This is a genomic window from Brevibacillus sp. FIR094 (genome assembly GCF_050477165.1).
In the GTDB taxonomy this organism is placed as follows: domain Bacteria; phylum Bacillota; class Bacilli; order Brevibacillales; family Brevibacillaceae; genus Brevibacillus.
The window spans coordinates 108,530-125,678 of sequence record NZ_JBEAES010000006.1 but is presented as its reverse complement, the minus strand read 5'-3'; the positions used below and the strand labels follow the sequence as shown (position 1 = coordinate 125,678).

The 17,149-nt window shown below is 48.2% G+C and carries 16 protein-coding genes; 15 read left to right on the top strand and 1 reads right to left on the bottom strand.

Annotated elements, in window-relative coordinates; all coding sequences use genetic code 11:
- Positions 1–3: 3 nt before the first annotated feature.
- From ACQ5DJ_RS06710 to ACQ5DJ_RS06700, 3 genes are all read left to right on the top strand, one after another.
- Positions 4–336 (top strand): hypothetical protein, encoded by a 333-nt coding sequence (locus tag ACQ5DJ_RS06710; RefSeq protein ID WP_429841753.1) that lies wholly within the window; start codon positions 4–6, stop codon positions 334–336.
- Positions 337–419: 83 nt separating this feature from the next.
- Positions 420–917: a YwhD family protein gene (locus ACQ5DJ_RS06705; protein WP_429841752.1), complete on the top strand. Its 498-nt coding sequence runs from the start codon at positions 420–422 to the stop codon at positions 915–917.
- A gap of 238 nt (positions 918–1,155) precedes the next feature.
- Positions 1,156–1,413 carry a hypothetical protein gene (locus ACQ5DJ_RS06700; protein ID WP_017252414.1) on the top strand — a complete coding sequence of 86 codons (258 nt, stop codon included), beginning with the start codon at positions 1,156–1,158 and terminating at the stop codon, positions 1,411–1,413.
- Between the two features lie 50 nt (positions 1,414–1,463).
- Here ACQ5DJ_RS06700 and ACQ5DJ_RS06695 read toward each other — a convergent pair whose 3' ends face one another.
- Positions 1,464–3,515: a transglycosylase domain-containing protein gene (locus tag ACQ5DJ_RS06695; RefSeq protein ID WP_429841751.1), complete on the bottom strand. Its 2,052-nt coding sequence runs from the start codon at positions 3,513–3,515 to the stop codon at positions 1,464–1,466.
- A 196-nt stretch (positions 3,516–3,711) separates the two neighbouring features.
- Here ACQ5DJ_RS06695 and speE point away from each other — a divergent pair, with 196 nt between their 5' ends.
- From speE to ACQ5DJ_RS06635, 12 genes are all read left to right on the top strand, one after another.
- Positions 3,712–4,545 (top strand): polyamine aminopropyltransferase, encoded by an 834-nt coding sequence (gene speE / locus ACQ5DJ_RS06690; protein ID WP_429841847.1) that lies wholly within the window; start codon positions 3,712–3,714, stop codon positions 4,543–4,545.
- Positions 4,546–4,564: 19 nt separating this feature from the next.
- Complete coding sequence (gene speB / locus ACQ5DJ_RS06685) at positions 4,565–5,434, top strand: agmatinase (protein WP_017252411.1); 870 nt, start codon at positions 4,565–4,567, stop codon at positions 5,432–5,434.
- A 180-nt stretch (positions 5,435–5,614) separates the two neighbouring features.
- Positions 5,615–6,859: an MFS transporter gene (locus ACQ5DJ_RS06680; protein ID WP_429841750.1), complete on the top strand. Its 1,245-nt coding sequence runs from the start codon at positions 5,615–5,617 to the stop codon at positions 6,857–6,859.
- Positions 6,860–6,914: 55 nt separating this feature from the next.
- Positions 6,915–7,328 (top strand): DUF1934 domain-containing protein, encoded by a 414-nt coding sequence (locus tag ACQ5DJ_RS06675; protein ID WP_429841749.1) that lies wholly within the window; start codon positions 6,915–6,917, stop codon positions 7,326–7,328.
- A gap of 74 nt (positions 7,329–7,402) precedes the next feature.
- Positions 7,403–7,795, top strand: coding sequence for a hypothetical protein (locus tag ACQ5DJ_RS06670; RefSeq protein WP_429841748.1), 393 nt, complete (start codon positions 7,403–7,405; stop codon positions 7,793–7,795).
- A 77-nt stretch (positions 7,796–7,872) separates the two neighbouring features.
- The gene (locus tag ACQ5DJ_RS06665) at positions 7,873–9,291 is read left to right on the top strand and encodes a sigma-54 interaction domain-containing protein (RefSeq protein ID WP_429841747.1); all 1,419 of its coding nucleotides are present in this window, start codon (positions 7,873–7,875) and stop codon (positions 9,289–9,291) included.
- A gap of 164 nt (positions 9,292–9,455) precedes the next feature.
- Entirely contained in the window at positions 9,456–10,820 is a 1,365-nt protein-coding gene (gene ablA, locus ACQ5DJ_RS06660; RefSeq protein WP_429841746.1) for a lysine 2,3-aminomutase, read from the top strand.
- A 265-nt stretch (positions 10,821–11,085) separates the two neighbouring features.
- Positions 11,086–13,161 carry a heterodisulfide reductase-related iron-sulfur binding cluster gene (locus ACQ5DJ_RS06655; RefSeq protein WP_429841745.1) on the top strand — a complete coding sequence of 692 codons (2,076 nt, stop codon included), beginning with the start codon at positions 11,086–11,088 and terminating at the stop codon, positions 13,159–13,161.
- Between the two features lie 114 nt (positions 13,162–13,275).
- Entirely contained in the window at positions 13,276–13,815 is a 540-nt protein-coding gene (locus tag ACQ5DJ_RS06650; protein WP_429841744.1) for a sigma-70 family RNA polymerase sigma factor, read from the top strand.
- Entirely contained in the window at positions 13,812–14,927 is a 1,116-nt protein-coding gene (locus tag ACQ5DJ_RS06645; protein WP_429841743.1) for a hypothetical protein, read from the top strand. Before ACQ5DJ_RS06650 ends, ACQ5DJ_RS06645 begins: the two co-directional genes overlap by 4 nt.
- A 160-nt stretch (positions 14,928–15,087) precedes the next feature.
- Positions 15,088–16,266: an acetyl-CoA C-acetyltransferase gene (locus ACQ5DJ_RS06640; protein ID WP_429841742.1), complete on the top strand. Its 1,179-nt coding sequence runs from the start codon at positions 15,088–15,090 to the stop codon at positions 16,264–16,266.
- A 15-nt stretch (positions 16,267–16,281) separates the two neighbouring features.
- Positions 16,282–17,133: a 3-hydroxybutyryl-CoA dehydrogenase gene (locus ACQ5DJ_RS06635; protein WP_429841741.1), complete on the top strand. Its 852-nt coding sequence runs from the start codon at positions 16,282–16,284 to the stop codon at positions 17,131–17,133.
- The last annotated feature ends 16 nt before the right edge of the window (positions 17,134–17,149 follow it).

The following is a 17,149-nucleotide window of genomic DNA, read 5'->3' as shown; positions in this document are numbered from 1 at the left end:
ACAATGGATGATAATTGGATTGTCTGGTTCATACTCGGTCCTTTCGTATTCTCATTGATGTTTGCGGGGCCTTTGATCGGTTTGCTCATCGCCACTTTCATTCGCTTCACGCTAGGCTTTCGAGGCTGGTTGATCTTTCTAAGTGTTCTTTTTATCAGCTTTGTGTACTACCTGTTTATTGTTCCCTCTGACACGATGCTAGGTGAACTATTACTCATGAAGGTTGCTATGGCGGTCCATACAGCAGTCGTAACGATGCTGATCATGTCGGGCATCGAAAAAATCATCCAGCTCATAAACAAAAAACGAAACACCCAAAAGCCCATGGATAAATAACTGGGCACATAGGCAAATTGCGTCATTGCACGTCTTTCGAGTAGAATAAAAGGAAGGAGAATGATTGTCTGGAGGTTATTCAAATGGATATTTTTGATAATAAAAAAGGTGGCTTTACCATCATGAGTGGAAAAACCGATGTACACGGAGGCTTTGGTCAAGGTGTACTCGACCTGAATGCTGTGTCTTCGGTCATTATCGATGGGGACGAAGCGTACATTGACATGGGTGCCTTGCATGCCAAAAGTTCTGTAGAAAAGGGCATCAAATGGACGATGAATAAAGAAGAAGTACCAAATGGAAAGCCTTATTGGCTCGTTTGGGTAACCGTCGATCGCAATGAAGCTGGTCCTTATTATGCAGGGGCAACCGCATGCTATATGGAAATCGATCGTGAAGCGCGTAGAGGCTACAAAATTTTGGCAGATCACGTGAATCGCATGGATTACTCCATGAAGAGACGTATTATGCTGTCCGATCTATCTGAGCAGGAAAAAGCCGCTCTGAAAAAGCTTTTGATTGATAATAACGCGGCTATGTTCGAGAATTCCACCGAGGAATTAAAGCAAAATTTGTCCTGAAGTTGGAAATCGTGAACGGTCTGTGAACAAATCGTGAAATCAATTGTTCACACAATTGAAGTCAGGTAAACTTATTTCCATATCTGTGTAACATGTATACTAGGTCAACAAACAGGGAGAGAGCCGTCACTCTTTCCCTGTTTGTGTATATAATTTCTTTTATTGATCATAGTTTTTGGGATACGCGGAACACTAATGGGGATTGAACCAAACTGTTTGACGGAAGGGGCGGTACCCATTGGGAGAAGATCTCCGTGGTAATGAACAATCGCATGATCATTTTGTGAAGCACGGTGGCGTCCATTTCCACACACACGTGACTCCGACCGAGATAAACAACTTTGTGAGTAAGCTCCCTGCTGGAAAAAGGGAAAGCTTGTTTGAAGTATTGGAACAGCTTGATAATGCCGGTCTGATTACAATCGTCAACGACCATGTTTTTGCCGATGGAGATGGAGTCGTGGGCGGCGGGGACAATCAGAGCACGCAAGGTTAATAGGTATACCAAAAAGGACGTACTCGATGAAGAGAAACGTCCTTTTTTCTTTAGTTATTCGGTTTCCACCAACTGCCCATGCGCTGCCAGAAGGTCGAAGAATCTGGCGGCTTTAAAGGTGTCGGTGTCTCATTTGTCGGGATGTGATCCATGCAGTAATCTTGAGGCTCTGTTCCGCTGGCAAAATAAAAGAGTTGTGGATTCGGACAATGCTCGGTCGCCAGTTTTCCAGAAGCGGGATCGATATAGACAGAAACAACACCAGCTGGCATGTCAAAGAGGGCTGGGGGCTGACCTTTAAGCGCACTTTCCATGAACTGGGCCCAGATTTTTTTAGACAGATAGCCTTCCTTTACATCATCGACCTTTTGGTTTTTGTCGTAACCTACCCATACGGTCGAAACTAGCTGCGGAGTGAACCCACTCAGCCAAGCGTCATAATCCGTAGATCCTGTTTTCCCTGCTACCGGTCGGTTCATTTCACCAGCTACGCGATATCCCGTACCACCTTGTTCAAATACACTTTGCATCATATTCACTAAAAGAGCAGACGCGACAGGGTCGGCTACCTGTGTTTTCTCCTGTTTTTCTTCTACCAAAATGTTGCCCTCGCCGTCCTCGATGGAGGTGATGGCAATGGGCTTCACTGCTTGTCCTTTGTTGACGATTGCTGCATAAGCTGCGTTTAACTCCAAGGGAGAGACAGGTGAAGTTCCCAGTGCCAGAGAGGGAACGGCTTGCATCGAGCTGGTGATACCTAATTGCTTTGCCTGATCAGCCACTTTTTGCGGCCCGAGAAAATCAATGGTCTTGACGGCATAAATGTTGTCGGAAGTTTTGATTGCTTCACGCATGTTGATCAGTGCGTTTGGATATTTTCCACCAAAATTGCCGGGAATGTACTGCTTATTGTTATCGTAGGTAAAAACGGTCGGTTCGCTTTTCATCAAAGTGAGCGGTGTATAGCCGTTTTGCAAGGCTGACAAATACATGATCGGCTTAAAGGAGGAACCGGGCTGCCGCTTGCCAAGCACGCGATTGAACTGACTTACCTTGTAGTCACGTCCACCTACCATCGCTTTAATATAGCCGGTAGTTGGGTCCATGGCGACGAGGGCTACCTGCAAATTCGGATTATTCTTCGGTAAGACAGAGGCGACAATATCCTCGGCCTTTTTTTGTACGACTGGATCAAGGGTCGTATGGATTTTTAGGCCGCCATGAATAAATTTTTCTTCGTCAATGCCATATTTGTTTTTTACCAAATTGGCGATGTAATCGCGGAAATAAGGAGCTGGCTCGGTTACATTCTCATTTGTTCGCTGTTTCAGCTTGATTGGTTCCGCGTAGGCTTGCTCTACTTCCTTCGATGTCAGTAGATTGTCGCGCTCCATGGCATTCAAAATAAGCTTTTGTCTGGCTTTGGCGCGTTCCAAATCGATAAATGGTGAATAATAAGTAGGGCCCTTAGGGATGCCTGCCAGCATGGCGCTTTCTGCAACTGTCAAATCTTTGGCGTCCTTGCCGAAATAGGTTTGGGCAGCAGCTTGTACGCCATAAGCTGAATGACCATAATAAATTTGATTCACGTACATTTCTAATATTTCATCCTTGCTGTAATTCAGCTCAAGTTGAATCGAAAGCAAAGCTTCTTTGATTTTTCGCTCCCATGTCTTGTCCAAGCTGAGGTACAGATTTCTTGCCAATTGTTGAGTGATGGTGCTGGCACCTTGGCGCTTGTCCATGTTAATGACATCGACATAAGCGGCCATGGCCAAACGTTTCCAATCAAAACCAAAATGTTCGCGGAACGAACGGTCCTCGATCGCGATAGTCGCATCAAGCAATGCGGGTGAAATCTCTGCAAGTGGCACAGAAATCCGGTTCTCGCCACGGTGCATCGTATCCAAAACCTCTCCATTGGAAGCATAAATCGTCGTGGTTTGCTTCACAAACGTTTCCGGGAGTGGTTGTGAGCGCAAGTACAAAATGAGTAGCAAGATGGCAAAAGAGATACATAATAGGCTAAGAATGGTAAATTTTACAAATTTCTTGGCCCAACGCAAATAGCGCAGCAATGGGGCTTCGCGAATGACTTCCATGTGTGCCTCTCCTCCTTTCTGCGGTTGAATCAATAAAATAGGACATACTACGTTACTAGTAGTATGTGTCGCTTGCAAGCTGGTTAAACTTTCCTTGCTAGAAAAATATCTTGCAATTTGGAAGACAACTACTATAATTTTCTTGTTATATTGTATTTTCATGCGGTTAATTGAAGGAGGTTACATAGCCATGAACATGGAATTGTGGTACACCGAAAAACAGACGGAAAATCACGGGATAACAACGAAAATTACAGAAACCCTATACAGTGAGAAATCCGAGTTTCAACAAATCGACGTAATTAATACGAACCAGTTTGGTCGCATGTTAGTGCTCGACGGCATGGTTATGACTACCGATGTCGATGAGTTTGTCTACCATGAAATGATTTCTCATATCGCGTTGAATACGCATCCAAACCCGAAAAAGGTTCTGGTTGTAGGCGGCGGCGATGGCGGTGCTATTCGTGAAATCGTAAAGCACGCGTCTGTAGAAAAAGCAGTTCTGGCTGAAATCGACGGTGGCGTCATTGAGTCTTGCAAAAAATATTTCCCTGAGATTGCGAGTGCGTTGACAGGCAATCCGCGTGTAGATGTACAAGTCATCGATGGTATTAAACATATTCATGACCACAAAGGTGAGTACGATGTGATCATGGTTGACTCTACAGAGCCAGTTGGCCCAGCTGTAGGTCTGTTCGAAAAAGGTTTCTACCAAGGCATTCACGATGCTTTGAAACCAGATGGTATCATGGTTGCTCAAACGGAATCTCCTTGGTTCAACCGTGAACTGATCAAGCGCGTGTTCAAAGACCTGAAATCGATCTTCCCGGTTACTCGTCTCTACACTTGCAGCATCCCTACTTATCCATCCGGACTGTGGAGCTTCACCATCGCTTCCAAGCAACACGATCCGTTGGAAGTAGATCCAGCGAAAATCAAAGATTTGGGCACCAAATACTACAATGCGGAAGTTCACCACGCTGCTTTCAAACTGCCTAACTTTGTGGCTGAGCTGACCCGCGACTAATCGGGGGAGAATTACACCTATGCGTTTTGACGAAGCATACTCTGGAAATGTCTTTATCCGTAGTCACGGGAATTACGAAGAAAGCCAAGCGGTTATTTACGGCATGCCGATGGACTGGACAGTGAGCTTCCGTCCGGGCTCTCGTTTTGGCCCTGCCCGTATTCGTGAGGTTTCAATCGGTCTGGAAGAGTACAGCCCGTACTTGGACAGGCTGTTGGAAGACATCAAATACTTTGATGCTGGCGATATTCCCCTTCCTTTCGGAAACGTGGAAGGTAGCCTGGATGCGATCCGTACATTCGTGGCCAAAGTATTGGCAGATGGTAAATTCCCATTGGGTCTGGGCGGAGAACACTTGGTTTCCTGGCCAGTATTCCAAGCGGTTTATGAAAAGTACAAGGATATGGTCGTATTCCACTTTGACGCGCATACAGACCTGCGCGACAACTACGAGGGATACGAATACTCCCACTCCACCCCGATCAAAAAGGTATGCAACCTGATCGGCGGTAAAAATGTTTATTCCTTCGGTATCCGCAGCGGTATGAAAGATGAGTTCGAGTGGGCAAAAGAAAACATGCATCTGTACAAATACGATGTACTTGAGCCAGTGAAGCAAGTGCTGCCTACTATTGGCAACCGTCCAATCTACCTGTCGATTGACATCGATGTATTGGACCCTGCGCACGCTCCAGGAACAGGTACGACAGAAGCTGGCGGTATCACGTCTCGTGAGCTGCTCGATACCATTCACTTCATGGCAAACAACGGTGCGAATGTCATCGGTTGTGACCTGGTGGAGGTTGCTCCTGTGTATGACCACAGTGAAATGACGCAAATCGCGGCATCCAAAATCGTTCGCGAACTGCTCTTGAGCTTTGTAAAATAAGATATCTGCGTAAATAAGCCTCCGGTTTTTGTAAAAGAACCGGGGGTTTTTCTTATTGGGGTAAACGTTCAAACTAATTAATAAACATTTTGATTTACAAAGTATAGAATTGTCAGTACAATCATAATAGTGAGATGATTTAAAAGTCGACGGAGGTTTTCTTACAAAGGAGTTGTCTGCATGAGAGAAGTATTTGCCTACGCACCATTTCGCAAGCTGTTCTTTTCTAATCTGTTTTCCGGCTTTGGGCAAGGCATGACGATGATCGGGATTGCCTGGTTCCTCGTGGAAACGACAGGCTCTGCTCAACTTTTGGGCTCCACCATGTTTACTTCTGCGGTACTGATGTTTTTCATTGGGCCGTATATCGGGACGCTCATCGATCGCTATTCCCGCAAAAAAATGCTTCTGGTAGAAAACTTGATCGGATTTGGCGTACTTGGCATGCTTGCGATCTGGGGCTTTTTCGGAGAGTACACCGAGTGGATGCTGATTGTGATCTATTTGACGACGACTTTTATGTACCAAATTCATTATCCGACGCAGTCCGCACTGGTTCAGGAGACGTTTGAGCCCAAGCATTACAACAGCATCAACAGTCTGCTCGAGATCGAAGGACAGACTGCATCCGTACTAGCAGGTGCGTTTGCGGGGCTTTTGCTTAGCTCCTACGGGCTGCATGTGGTGATTATTTTCAATGCGATTACCTACTTGTTCGCCTTTACCTTGCTGTCTACCATGACGTATACCTTCACGCTGGAAAAAGAAGCGAAGCAAAGCCAAGGTGTCGCTTGGACGGGGCAGCTGATGGAAAGCTGGCGGTACATTCGGCAAAAGAAAGGATTCCTCCTGTTTGGCATATCCGCACTCATGCCCTTCATTGCTGTTATGGCGACGAACTTATTGAAGCCTGTTTACATAAGCCAAACGCTGCAGGAGGGTGTCTCGGTTTATTCGCTAGGTGAGGTCACGTATGCACTGGGGGCCGTGGCAGCAGGTTTACTCGTTGCGATCGTCGTTCGCAAGATGGGGCAGCTGGCTGCCATGATCGGCAATACGTTGTTGTTCGCGATTGCCATTGTCGTTATGGTTGTTTTGCCGTATGGCTGGGCGCTGATTGCGACGTACACGTTTTACGGGTGGAGTAACGCTTCTGTGCGCTTGATTCGTCAATCGCTCTATATGACAGTTGTGCCGAAGCATCAGATGGGTCGGGTTATGAGCTTTTTCAATTCAATCGGCATGATGATGCGTTTGGTCCTTATCGGTTTGTTTACGGCTATGATCGATTACACGGGGGCAGGAGTCGGGTACTTGGTGTTGGCGGGTCTGCTGTTGCTTGCGGCAATCGGGGTTGCTGCTACCATGAGATACCTGCTGGCGGATGCCAAAGCGGAGGCGGTGGTTGCCACACCAGAGCGATGAAGGGTAGAATGTAGGGATAAATGGGAAGCGAAAGAAAGTGGAGTGTGGAGGCAACATGCAAGACATACAAGTGAAATTGACGGCACGGCATCATGTAGAAGGCAACTGGGAAGAAACGACCCACAGCTATGAAGGCAAGCGCGTACAAAAAGCATCCGCGTGGTACTTGACCTACAAAGAGCAGATGGAAGGTGTAGGCGAAGTAAGCACGACACTGAAGCTGACAGATACGTCCATTACGCTGGTTCGTCAGGGCGGAGTTTCAACCAGACAGCAATTCGAAAAAGGAGCCAGCACCCATTCTAGCTATCAAAGTCCCTATGGTCCGTTTGCAATGGAGACGCATACGAACAAACTGCGAATCCGCTACGAAGCAGAGGTTCCTGTACAGGTAGAAATCGCGTACCAGCTATGGATGAATGAACAGTACGCTGGTGAGCATGAGCTGAAAATAGAGCTAGGAAAATAAACCGCCCTTTGCAAGGGCGGTTTTTTGCACGTACAATAGGATTACTTGCGGCTGAAGTGAAAGGGGGATACAGCATGTTTGTACTCACAAATGGACTAATAGCCGGTCTGGGTCTTGCTGCTTTTTTGGCGCTCGGAGATGGTTTGTTTGATACCAATACCTTTCCCGTTTTAATTGATGTCAGCTATGTACCGGGCATGGAAAACCTGCCCTCTATTGTAGAACTAGTGATTCATCTGCTGATTAGTGTGATCGTAGCCTTTTTTCTCATGCACTTTTACCCGCGGGAACGAAAAGCCCGATCGGTACGATACTTGCTGTACTGGATGCTCGGTTTTTCTATCGCGTTTTTCCCATTTAGCCTGATGAGCCAATCCGCGATAAGCTTGACAGCGTTTTTTATCTGGGTATTGGGACATTTATTGTATACCGCAATGCTTGCCATTCAGGTAGCGCGTAATCGATAGCATTGTAAAAGTGCCGAATATTCGGCGAAGTGATGATTTTTTGGCAGCATGAATGGAAGGAAGGAGTGAAAGCCAGGATGCCGTTGTCAGATACGGTAGAAATGTTGCAGGCGATCTTGGGTGCTATCGATGAAGGAATTCACGTTGTGGACGCAAATGGCATGACGATTTTCTACAATCACGTTGCAGCCAAGCTCGATGGGCTGACCTCAGAAGAGGTGTTGGGGAAGCCATTGTTGGAGGTTTTTCCTTCGCTTGATCGACAGTCGAGTACCCTGCTTCGTGTCATCGATAGTGGCGAATCAATTTACAACCAGACACAGACATATAAAAACTGGAAGGGAATGCGTGTGGAGACAATCAACACGACACTTCCGGTGAGAGTAGGCAAAAGGTTAGTCGGAGCAGTCGAGGTGGCGAAGGATATCGGCAAGCTAAAAGAACTGTCGGAGCGCTTGGTCGATCTTCAGGCAAAGATTAGCAAGCCGAAACGGACAAAACGCACGGTAGATGAGACGACTTTCCATTTCGAAGACATTTTGACGATGAGTGAAAAAATGAAACGTCTCAAAGAACGCGCTCGGAAAGCTGCGCGGACAACCTCTCCCGTGTTGATATACGGCGAAACTGGGACGGGAAAAGAACTGTTTGTCCAATCGATTCACCACGCGTCTGTCCGCAGCAGTAAGCCATTCATCGCGCAAAACTGTGCCGCGCTGCCGGCCGCGCTGCTCGAAAGCTTGCTGTTTGGCACGACGAAAGGAAGCTTCACAGGAGCCGATGATCGTCCAGGATTATTCGAGCTGGCGGACGGTGGTACTCTATTTCTGGATGAACTGAACAGCATGCCGCTCGATTTGCAAGCAAAGCTGCTGCGAGTCCTCCAGGACGGTCAGATCAGACGAATCGGCGGAAGCCAATCGACCAAAGTGGACGTACGGGTAATCGCTGCAGTTAACGAAGCACCGCAGTCACTCGTGGAGCGAGGAATCATGCGAACCGACCTGTACTACCGGATCAACGTCGTTTCTTTTGAACTGCCGCCATTGCGCGAGCGCAGAGAAGATGTGGATATGCTGATCGATCATTTCTTACAAAAGTTCAACCGGATCTTCGGTATGAATGTACGTGGAATCAGTAGTGAAGTGGCTAGGTTGTTTACTGCGTATGATTGGCCGGGGAACGTACGTGAACTGGAACATGTCATAGAAGCAGCCATGAACATGGTGGAGTCGGACATCATTTTGTTGGATCATCTTCCGGCTCATTTGCTCGAACGCTCGCAGTCTGAGAAAAAAGAAGCACCTATTTCGGCACAACTTTTATCAAAGGAAGGCTGTACGTTGCCCGAGATTTTGCGTGAGGTAGAGGAAAAGGTGATCAAAGATGCGATGCAGCAAACGGACGGCAATGTACTTCGTGCTGCCAAGCTCTTGGGCATCCCCAGACAGACACTGCAATACAAGCTCTCGCAGCGAATGATCCCTCCCTGTTGAATGCCGAAAATTCGGCAGACTCGTGAAGGATCAAATGGATAAGAAACGCTCACGAAACGCTCTATTCCTTATTTTCTAAATTTTTCGATTTGTTGGCATGGCACTTGCATCTCTTGTTGGTTGAGTGAAACGAAGAGGTTCACCATAAGACGAGGGGAGACGGGATGCACATGACAGTAGCGACAAAACGCGATTGGCGTTCGATAGAACTTTGGAAGGATGTCACGGACGAGCAATGGAATGACTGGATGTGGCAGCTTACGCACACCATCAAAACGGTCGATGATTTGAAGCAGGTAATCAACCTGACACCGGAAGAGGAAGAGGGCGTACGTATTTCTACGCAAACCATTCCACTCAATATCACACCGTACTATGCTCATCTGATGGATCCAGACGATCCAAGCGATCCGGTTCGCATGCAGTCTGTACCTTTGTCCTCTGAGATGGTTCGTACCAAATACGACATGGAAGACCCACTCCACGAGGATACCGATTCTCCTGTACCTGGTCTGACACATCGTTATCCAGATCGCGTGCTGTTCCTGGTGACGAACCAATGCTCCATGTATTGCCGTTACTGTACGCGCCGTCGCTTTTCCGGCCAGATCGGCATGGGCGTGCCAAAGAAACAGCTGGATGCCTGTATCGATTACATCCGCAGCAGACCAGAAGTCCGCGATGTACTGCTCTCCGGTGGAGACGGTTTGTTGATCAATGACCGTGTATTGGAGTACATCATCAGCAGCCTGCGCGACATCCCGCATGTTGAAATTATTCGGATCGGTACGCGTGCACCCGTTGTATTCCCGCAGCGCATTACCGAAAACCTGTGCAATATCTTGAAAAAATACCATCCAGTTTGGCTCAATACACACTTTAACCATCCAAAAGAAATTACGTCAGAAGCGAAGCTGGCATGCGAAATGCTCGCCAACGCTGGTGTTCCGCTGGGCAACCAGGCAGTTATTTTGGCCGGTATCAACGATTGTGCGAATACGATGAAAAAGCTGGTGCAGGACCTGGTGAAAATCCGCGTTCGCCCGTATTACATCTATCAATGCGACCTGTCAGAGGGAATCGGACACTTCCGCGCACCTGTCAGCAAAGGGATCGAAATCATTGAGCACCTGCGCGGCCATACTTCCGGCTATGCAGTTCCGACCTTTGTAGTAGACGCTCCACACGGCGGAGGCAAAATTCCAGTCAGCCCGAACTACATCATCTCGCAAGCATCTGATAAAGTTGTGCTGCGTAATTTTGAAGGCGTTATCACGTCCTATCCAGAGCCGAAGCAATACCACGAGCACGACGAAGAAAACTGCGAATACTGCATGGCTGCAAAAGGCAAGGCAGTTGGTATCGCAGCACTCATGCAAGACGAGGTAGACAATCTGGAGCCGACTGATCTGCCGCGCAACAAGCGCATCAAAGCAACCAAGGTCAAATCACTCGCAGATGTACGATCGGAGCAAAAGTCCAAGAAAGAACAAACTACTGCTGAGACGAAGGAAGCCTCAGGAAATTAAGCATGATCAACAGCTACCCGTAATAAGGTAGCTGTTTCTTTTTTTCGTAAGAATATTTCCAACTCTTCGAAGAGGATGGATGATTCGCAACTTGTATGTTAAGATCGAGTTGTGCCTATTATGAGCGGTCGCTCAGTATCGTTTCATTTTCGAAAAAATAAACTAACTGACTGAATACTCATTCATTTATTTCCATGATTCTGATAAGATAGAAAAAACGATTTCCACGTCCAAAGAAAACTCGCAATAGAGGGGAGTAGAAAACATGCTGGCACTCATTAATTTGATCGCCTTTTTCCTGGTTCTTGCTTACGGGCTGTATTTAGCCGGGCATGTCGTGTACAGCAGATACTTGTTTATCAAGCTGGGGAAAAAGCCGGAAGTGAAAAATGACTTTGGGGCACGCATCAATCTGATGCTGGACAACGTCATTTTCCACAAGAAGCTGCTGAAGGACAAAAAGAGCGGCGTGATGCACGTCGTGATGTTTTACGGCTTTATCACTCTGCAATTCGGAGCCATTGAGCTGGTTATCAAAGGGCTTTCGAAAGGCTACGAGCTTCCTTTTGGTAGCGCACACAAATACTTCTCCGTCATGCAGGAGATCACCACGTTTCTCATCTTGGCTGCGGTGGGCTACGCTTTCTACCGCCGCTATATCGAAAAGCTCAAGCGTCTGAAGCGCGGCTTCAAATCGGGAATCGTCCTCTTGCTGATATCCTCCCTGATGGCGACTGTGTTGCTCTCGCTCGCTTTTGAACAAATTTGGCTCGGACATGAGCCGTCGGCGTTCGCTCCGATCTCATCTGTTTTCGCTATTGTACTTTCTGCGATTGGAGTAGGGACAACGGGGGCAGTGGTAGGCTTTTACGTTTTCTGGTGGCTGCATCTGATCATTTTGCTCGGCTTTGCGGTATATGTGCCACAGTCCAAGCACGCGCATTTGCTGTTTGCGCCCGTCAATGTTTGGTTCAAGAAGCTGGACCCGCCAGGCAAGCTGACCAGTATTAACTTCGAGGACGAGACGCAGGAAGAATTCGGTGTCGGCAAAATCGAGGATTTTACACAAACGCAGCTCATCGACTTGTACGCTTGTGTGGAGTGCGGTCGCTGCACGAATATGTGCCCGGCCTCTGGAACGGGAAAAATGCTTTCCCCGATGGACTTGATTACGAAAATGCGCGACCATTTGACCGAAAAAGGTGCGTCGGTGACATCGCGTACGCCATGGATGCCGAGCTTCGCTTTTTCGCAGACGACTGCCAACCAGATTGCAATCCAAGCATCTGAAGTAGCGGCGACAGCGGAAGGAGCAACTGCGGTCTATGAAAAAAGCTTGATTGGCGATGTCATTACCGAGCAGGAGCTATGGGCTTGTACGACCTGTCGCAACTGTGAAGACCAATGCCCGGTGATGAACGAGCACGTAGATAAAATCATCGATATGCGCCGCTACTTGGTCATGACAGAAGGCAGCATGCCAGCAGAAGCGCAGCGCGCCTTGAACAATATCGAGCGTCAGGGCAACCCGTGGGGAATCAACCGCAAAGACCGGACGAAATGGATTGAAGGTCTGAACGGTGAGTACGAGGTGCCAACTGTGAAGCAGGTCGAGGAATTCGAGTACTTGTTCTGGGTAGGATCGATGGGATCATTTGACTTGCGTAGCCAAAAAATTTCGCAGGCATTTGTAAAGCTCATGCACGAAGCAGGCGTGAAGTTCGCCATTCTGGGCAACGAGGAAAAGAACTCTGGCGATACGGCTCGCCGCATTGGTAACGAGTTCTTGTTCCAGCAGCTGGCCCAAGAAAATATCGCCTTGTTTGAAGGATATGAAGTCAAAAAAATCGTGACATGTGACCCGCATGCGTACAATACGTTTAAGAACGAATATCCCGAGTTTGGGCTGAATGCAGAGGTGTACCACCACTCTGAGCTGTTGGCGGAATGGGTGAAAGAAGGCAAATTGAAGCCAACCAAGGAAGTCAAGGAACGCATCACCTACCACGATTCCTGCTACTTGGGCCGCTACAACGAAATTTACGACAAGCCACGCGTGATTCTCGAAGCCATTCCTGGTGTAGAAGTGGTTGAAATGAAGCGGAGCGGTTGCGACAGTATGTGCTGTGGAGCGGGCGGCGGCTTGATGTGGATGGAGGAACATGAGGGCTCGCGTGTGAACGTCACACGTACGGAGCAAGCTCTAGAGGTCAAGCCGACGGAAATCGCCAGTGCATGCCCATACTGCCTGACGATGATGAACGACGGAATCAAGACCAAAGAGCAGGAAGATCACGTCAAAACACGTGACGTCGCGGAAATTCTCGCAGACGCCATATAGATTCATACCATGCGCAAGTCTCGGTGCTGATCAAGCGTCGAGGCTTGCGCATTATTTTTTTGCAAAAAACTGTAAGATAGAGGAGCCAGCTGAATCTAAAGGAGTGGGAAGGGAGTGAGGAAGCTGGAGCTTGCAGAGAAAGGCTTAACCAAAACAAAAGAGGCATTATTTGATGAATTGATCCGGCACTATTTGAAAAAGGTGTTGCGACTCGTATATTTGATGGTCAAGGACCGCAGTCTGGCAGAGGATATTACACAGGAAGTGTTCCTGTTAGCTTACAAAAACTTGGGGAAATTCCGCCAAGAGAGCTCGATGCAAACATGGGTGTACCGAATTGCCGTCAACGAAGCGAAAAAACACCTGCGCTCGTGGTCGTTCCGTCACCTGTTTTTCAAACCGGAAGTGGACATAGAGGTAGTCGAGGGAGCAGAGTCGGCCGTTTTGCAAAATGACCTTCGCACCCGTTTTGCCCATCTCGTCATGAAGCTGCCGCATAGCTATCGTCAATTGATTGTCCTTCACTACTACGAGGAGTTGTCCGTTGAGGAGATCGCGGTCATTTTGGATACGACCTCAGGTGCTATTTATACAAAAATGCACAGGGCACGTCAAAAGCTCAAAGCGCTGCTGGAAAAGGAGGGAATCGAATGAACCTGGATAAATGGCTGGCGGAATTCAAGGAAACGGCTGACCGAACGTTGTTGCATGGAATGGAAGATACGACTGGCTTGGAGGAGCGGATTCGCATGAATGTGGAGAAGAAAAGCAAGAGAAGGTTTCGGTTCACCTACCCCATAAGCGCTGCGCTTGTCGCGGTTGTGCTTGTCATCGGGTTTACTCCTTATCTACTGCAAAAGGAAAGCACGAGTACACATACGCCGAACGGAACGTCTGCCGAGCCAGGTACCCATCAAAAGCCCGATCCAAAGGCGCACCCTGCCTCTGATGATCAGGCGATTATGGAAACGGTGGATGAAATCGTCGGTGTCTTGCGTGTTGGGATGACACAAGATCAAATCAAAGACAAAGTTTCGATGACTTACACAGCCATGGATGATTACGGAGCCGGCGGGGACGATGGTGCAGATGAGTATTGGGGCTATTCGATTTTCGCAAAAGAAGGGTATAAACGAAAAGACTGGGCGATGATCGAAACAGAAGGTCTGTTAAAAAGAGACGTGGGCTTGGAGATGTTAGTTGGATGGAAGGATAAAAAGCTTCATTGGTATACCGTAAGCTATGTCCAAGGCAAAGACGTCTATCTACTCAAATTGAACAGCAACGGGACCATCCAAGAAGATATTGTGGATTTGAACCAAGGCGGTACCGGGAACCCTGTCGCTTCGTCCATATTCGATTTAAAGCCGGAGGAAGAGGATCGTTATTTCAATTACATGTATGAAAAAAAGGATGAGCTATTACGTGGGCTGTCTCCGAGTGACATCGTGAAGCTTTATGTAAGAGCAGTTCAAGATGGACAGCTCGAAATGCAGTACGCCTTGCGTATCGTGGATGAAGGTGTGGAGAAGCCGACATTCGAGCAATATTTGGAAGAAGTGAAGAAAGATCCGGCTAGAGAACGAAATTTCTGGAGAAGCAATAAAAAAATGATGGAGTTGGGGAGCAAAATGTGGGTTGAACATAAAGACGACGAAACAATTGTCTGGATTGAGTACAAGGATAAAGGCCCCGATACAACGGGATATATTATGCGGCAAGACGACCAGGGCATCTGGAAAGTAAGATGGAGACCGCAGAAGTAGCAAGAACAGCCTGACTCTCCCAAAAGTCAGGCTGTTCTTTTTTTCATTATTGATTGACTATTCGTACGGAAGACGGCAAAATAAAAGTATGCAAAGTGAACGAACGCTCGATCAATTTAGTTTTTGTTGATGTGAAAATCATCCGAATGGAGGTCATTCGATGAAAACAGTCATTGTAGGGGCAGCGCGTACCCCGTTTGGTAAGTTTGGTGGATCTTTGAAAGCGCTATCGGCAGTAGAGCTCGGCTCCATCGTGATCCAGGAAGCCGTAGATCGCGCTGGCATTTCTGGCGAACAGGTAGACGAAGTGATTATGGGCATGGTCTTGCAGGCAGGTGCGGGTCAGGTGCCCTCACGCCAGGCGGCTCGTAAGGCTGGTTTGCCATGGAATGTAGCGAGCGAGACGATTAACAAGGTATGTGCGTCCGGGATGCGTGCAGTGACGTTGGGGGACCAGATCATTCGCGCAGGAGATGGAGAAATCATCATCGCTGGCGGCATGGAGAGCATGAGCAACGCACCGTATGCATTGCCAGATGCCAGATACGGAATGCGGATGGGAGATGCGACGGTTCGCGATCTTATGATGTACGACGGTCTCACATGTCCGTTTGATCAAGTACCGATGGCTGTTCACGGCAGCAATGTGGCGGAAGAGAACGGGATTACGCGAGAAGAGCAGGATGCGTGGGCACTGCGCAGTCAGCAGAGAGCTGCTCAAGCGATGGAAAAAGGACTTTTTGCCGAAGAGCTAGTATCGGTTTCCATTCCGCAAAGAAAAGGGGAGCCGCTGCAAGTAATCGTGGATGAAGGACCGCGTCCAGATACCACCGAGGAAGGATTGGCGAAGCTGCCTCCCGTGTACAAAAAGGACGGAACGATCACGGCAGGCAATGCTCCAGGAATCAACGACGGAGCGGCAGCGATGGTGTTGATGTCGGATGCAAAAGCGCAGCAACTGGGTATCAAGCCGCTTGCGACGATTCTTGGTCACGCCGAGGTCGGCGCAGATGCACCTTATATCGCGACAACTCCGGGGCTTGCCATTAACAAGCTCTTGGAAAAGACGGGAGTTTCCCTATCTGAAATCGATTTGTTCGAGGTAAATGAAGCCTTCGCTGCTGTCATTTTGACCAGTGGCAAAATCGTTGGCTGGGACGCAGAGAAAGTGAATGTAAACGGGGGAGCGATTGCGTTCGGACACCCGATTGGTGCGAGTGGTGCTCGGATCATTATGCACCTTGCTTATGAATTGAAAAGACGAGGCGGCGGCTTAGGGGTCGCGGCAATTTGCAGTGGTGCCGCACAGGGTGACGCCATCTTGATTAAAGTAGAGTAAGGGAGGCCTTTTTACATGAACGTACAAACGATTATGGTCATTGGGGCAGGACAGATGGGCAGTGGGATTGCCCAGGTAGCGGCTCAAGCTGGCTTTCGTGTATTTCTGAACGACGTCCAGCAAGCATTTGTGGAACGCGGTCTTGCTACGATTACAAAAAACTTGTCGCGCAACGTGGAAAAAGGCAAGCTCAGCGAAGCGGAAAAGGAAGCGATTCTCGGACGTCTGACGCTGTCTACTGATCTGGCCGATGCGTCTGAAGCAGATTTTGTGGTAGAAGCGGTGACGGAAAACATGGCGGTGAAAACGCAAATCTTTTCCAAGCTGGACGAGGTATGTCCGCCGCATACGGTGCTCGCGAGCAATACATCTTCGCTGCCGATTACCGAGATTGCAGCAGTTACGAAGCGCCCGGAAAAAGTAATCGGCATGCACTTCATGAACCCTGTTCCCGTGATGAAGCTGGTTGAGATCATCCGCGGCCTGCAAACATCCGATGAGGTTTATCAGCTGACAGAAGATTTGTCCAAACAAATGAGCAAAGTGCCTGTGAGCGTAAACGATTTCCCTGGGTTTGTGTCCAATCGGGTACTGATGCCAATGCTGAATGAAGCGATTTATTGTGTGTACGAAGGAGTTGCAACACCGGAAGCGATTGATGAAGTCATGAAGCTAGGTATGAACCATCCGATGGGGCCACTTCAGTTGGCTGATTTCATCGGGCTGGACACTTGCCTCTACATTATGGAGGTACTGCACGAAGGGTTCGGTGATTCGAAATACCGCCCATGCCCATTACTGCGCAAGTACGTCAAAGCAGGATGGCTAGGCAAAAAATCCGGTCGTGGTTTCTACGTGTATAACTAACAGTGGAACTTTGCAG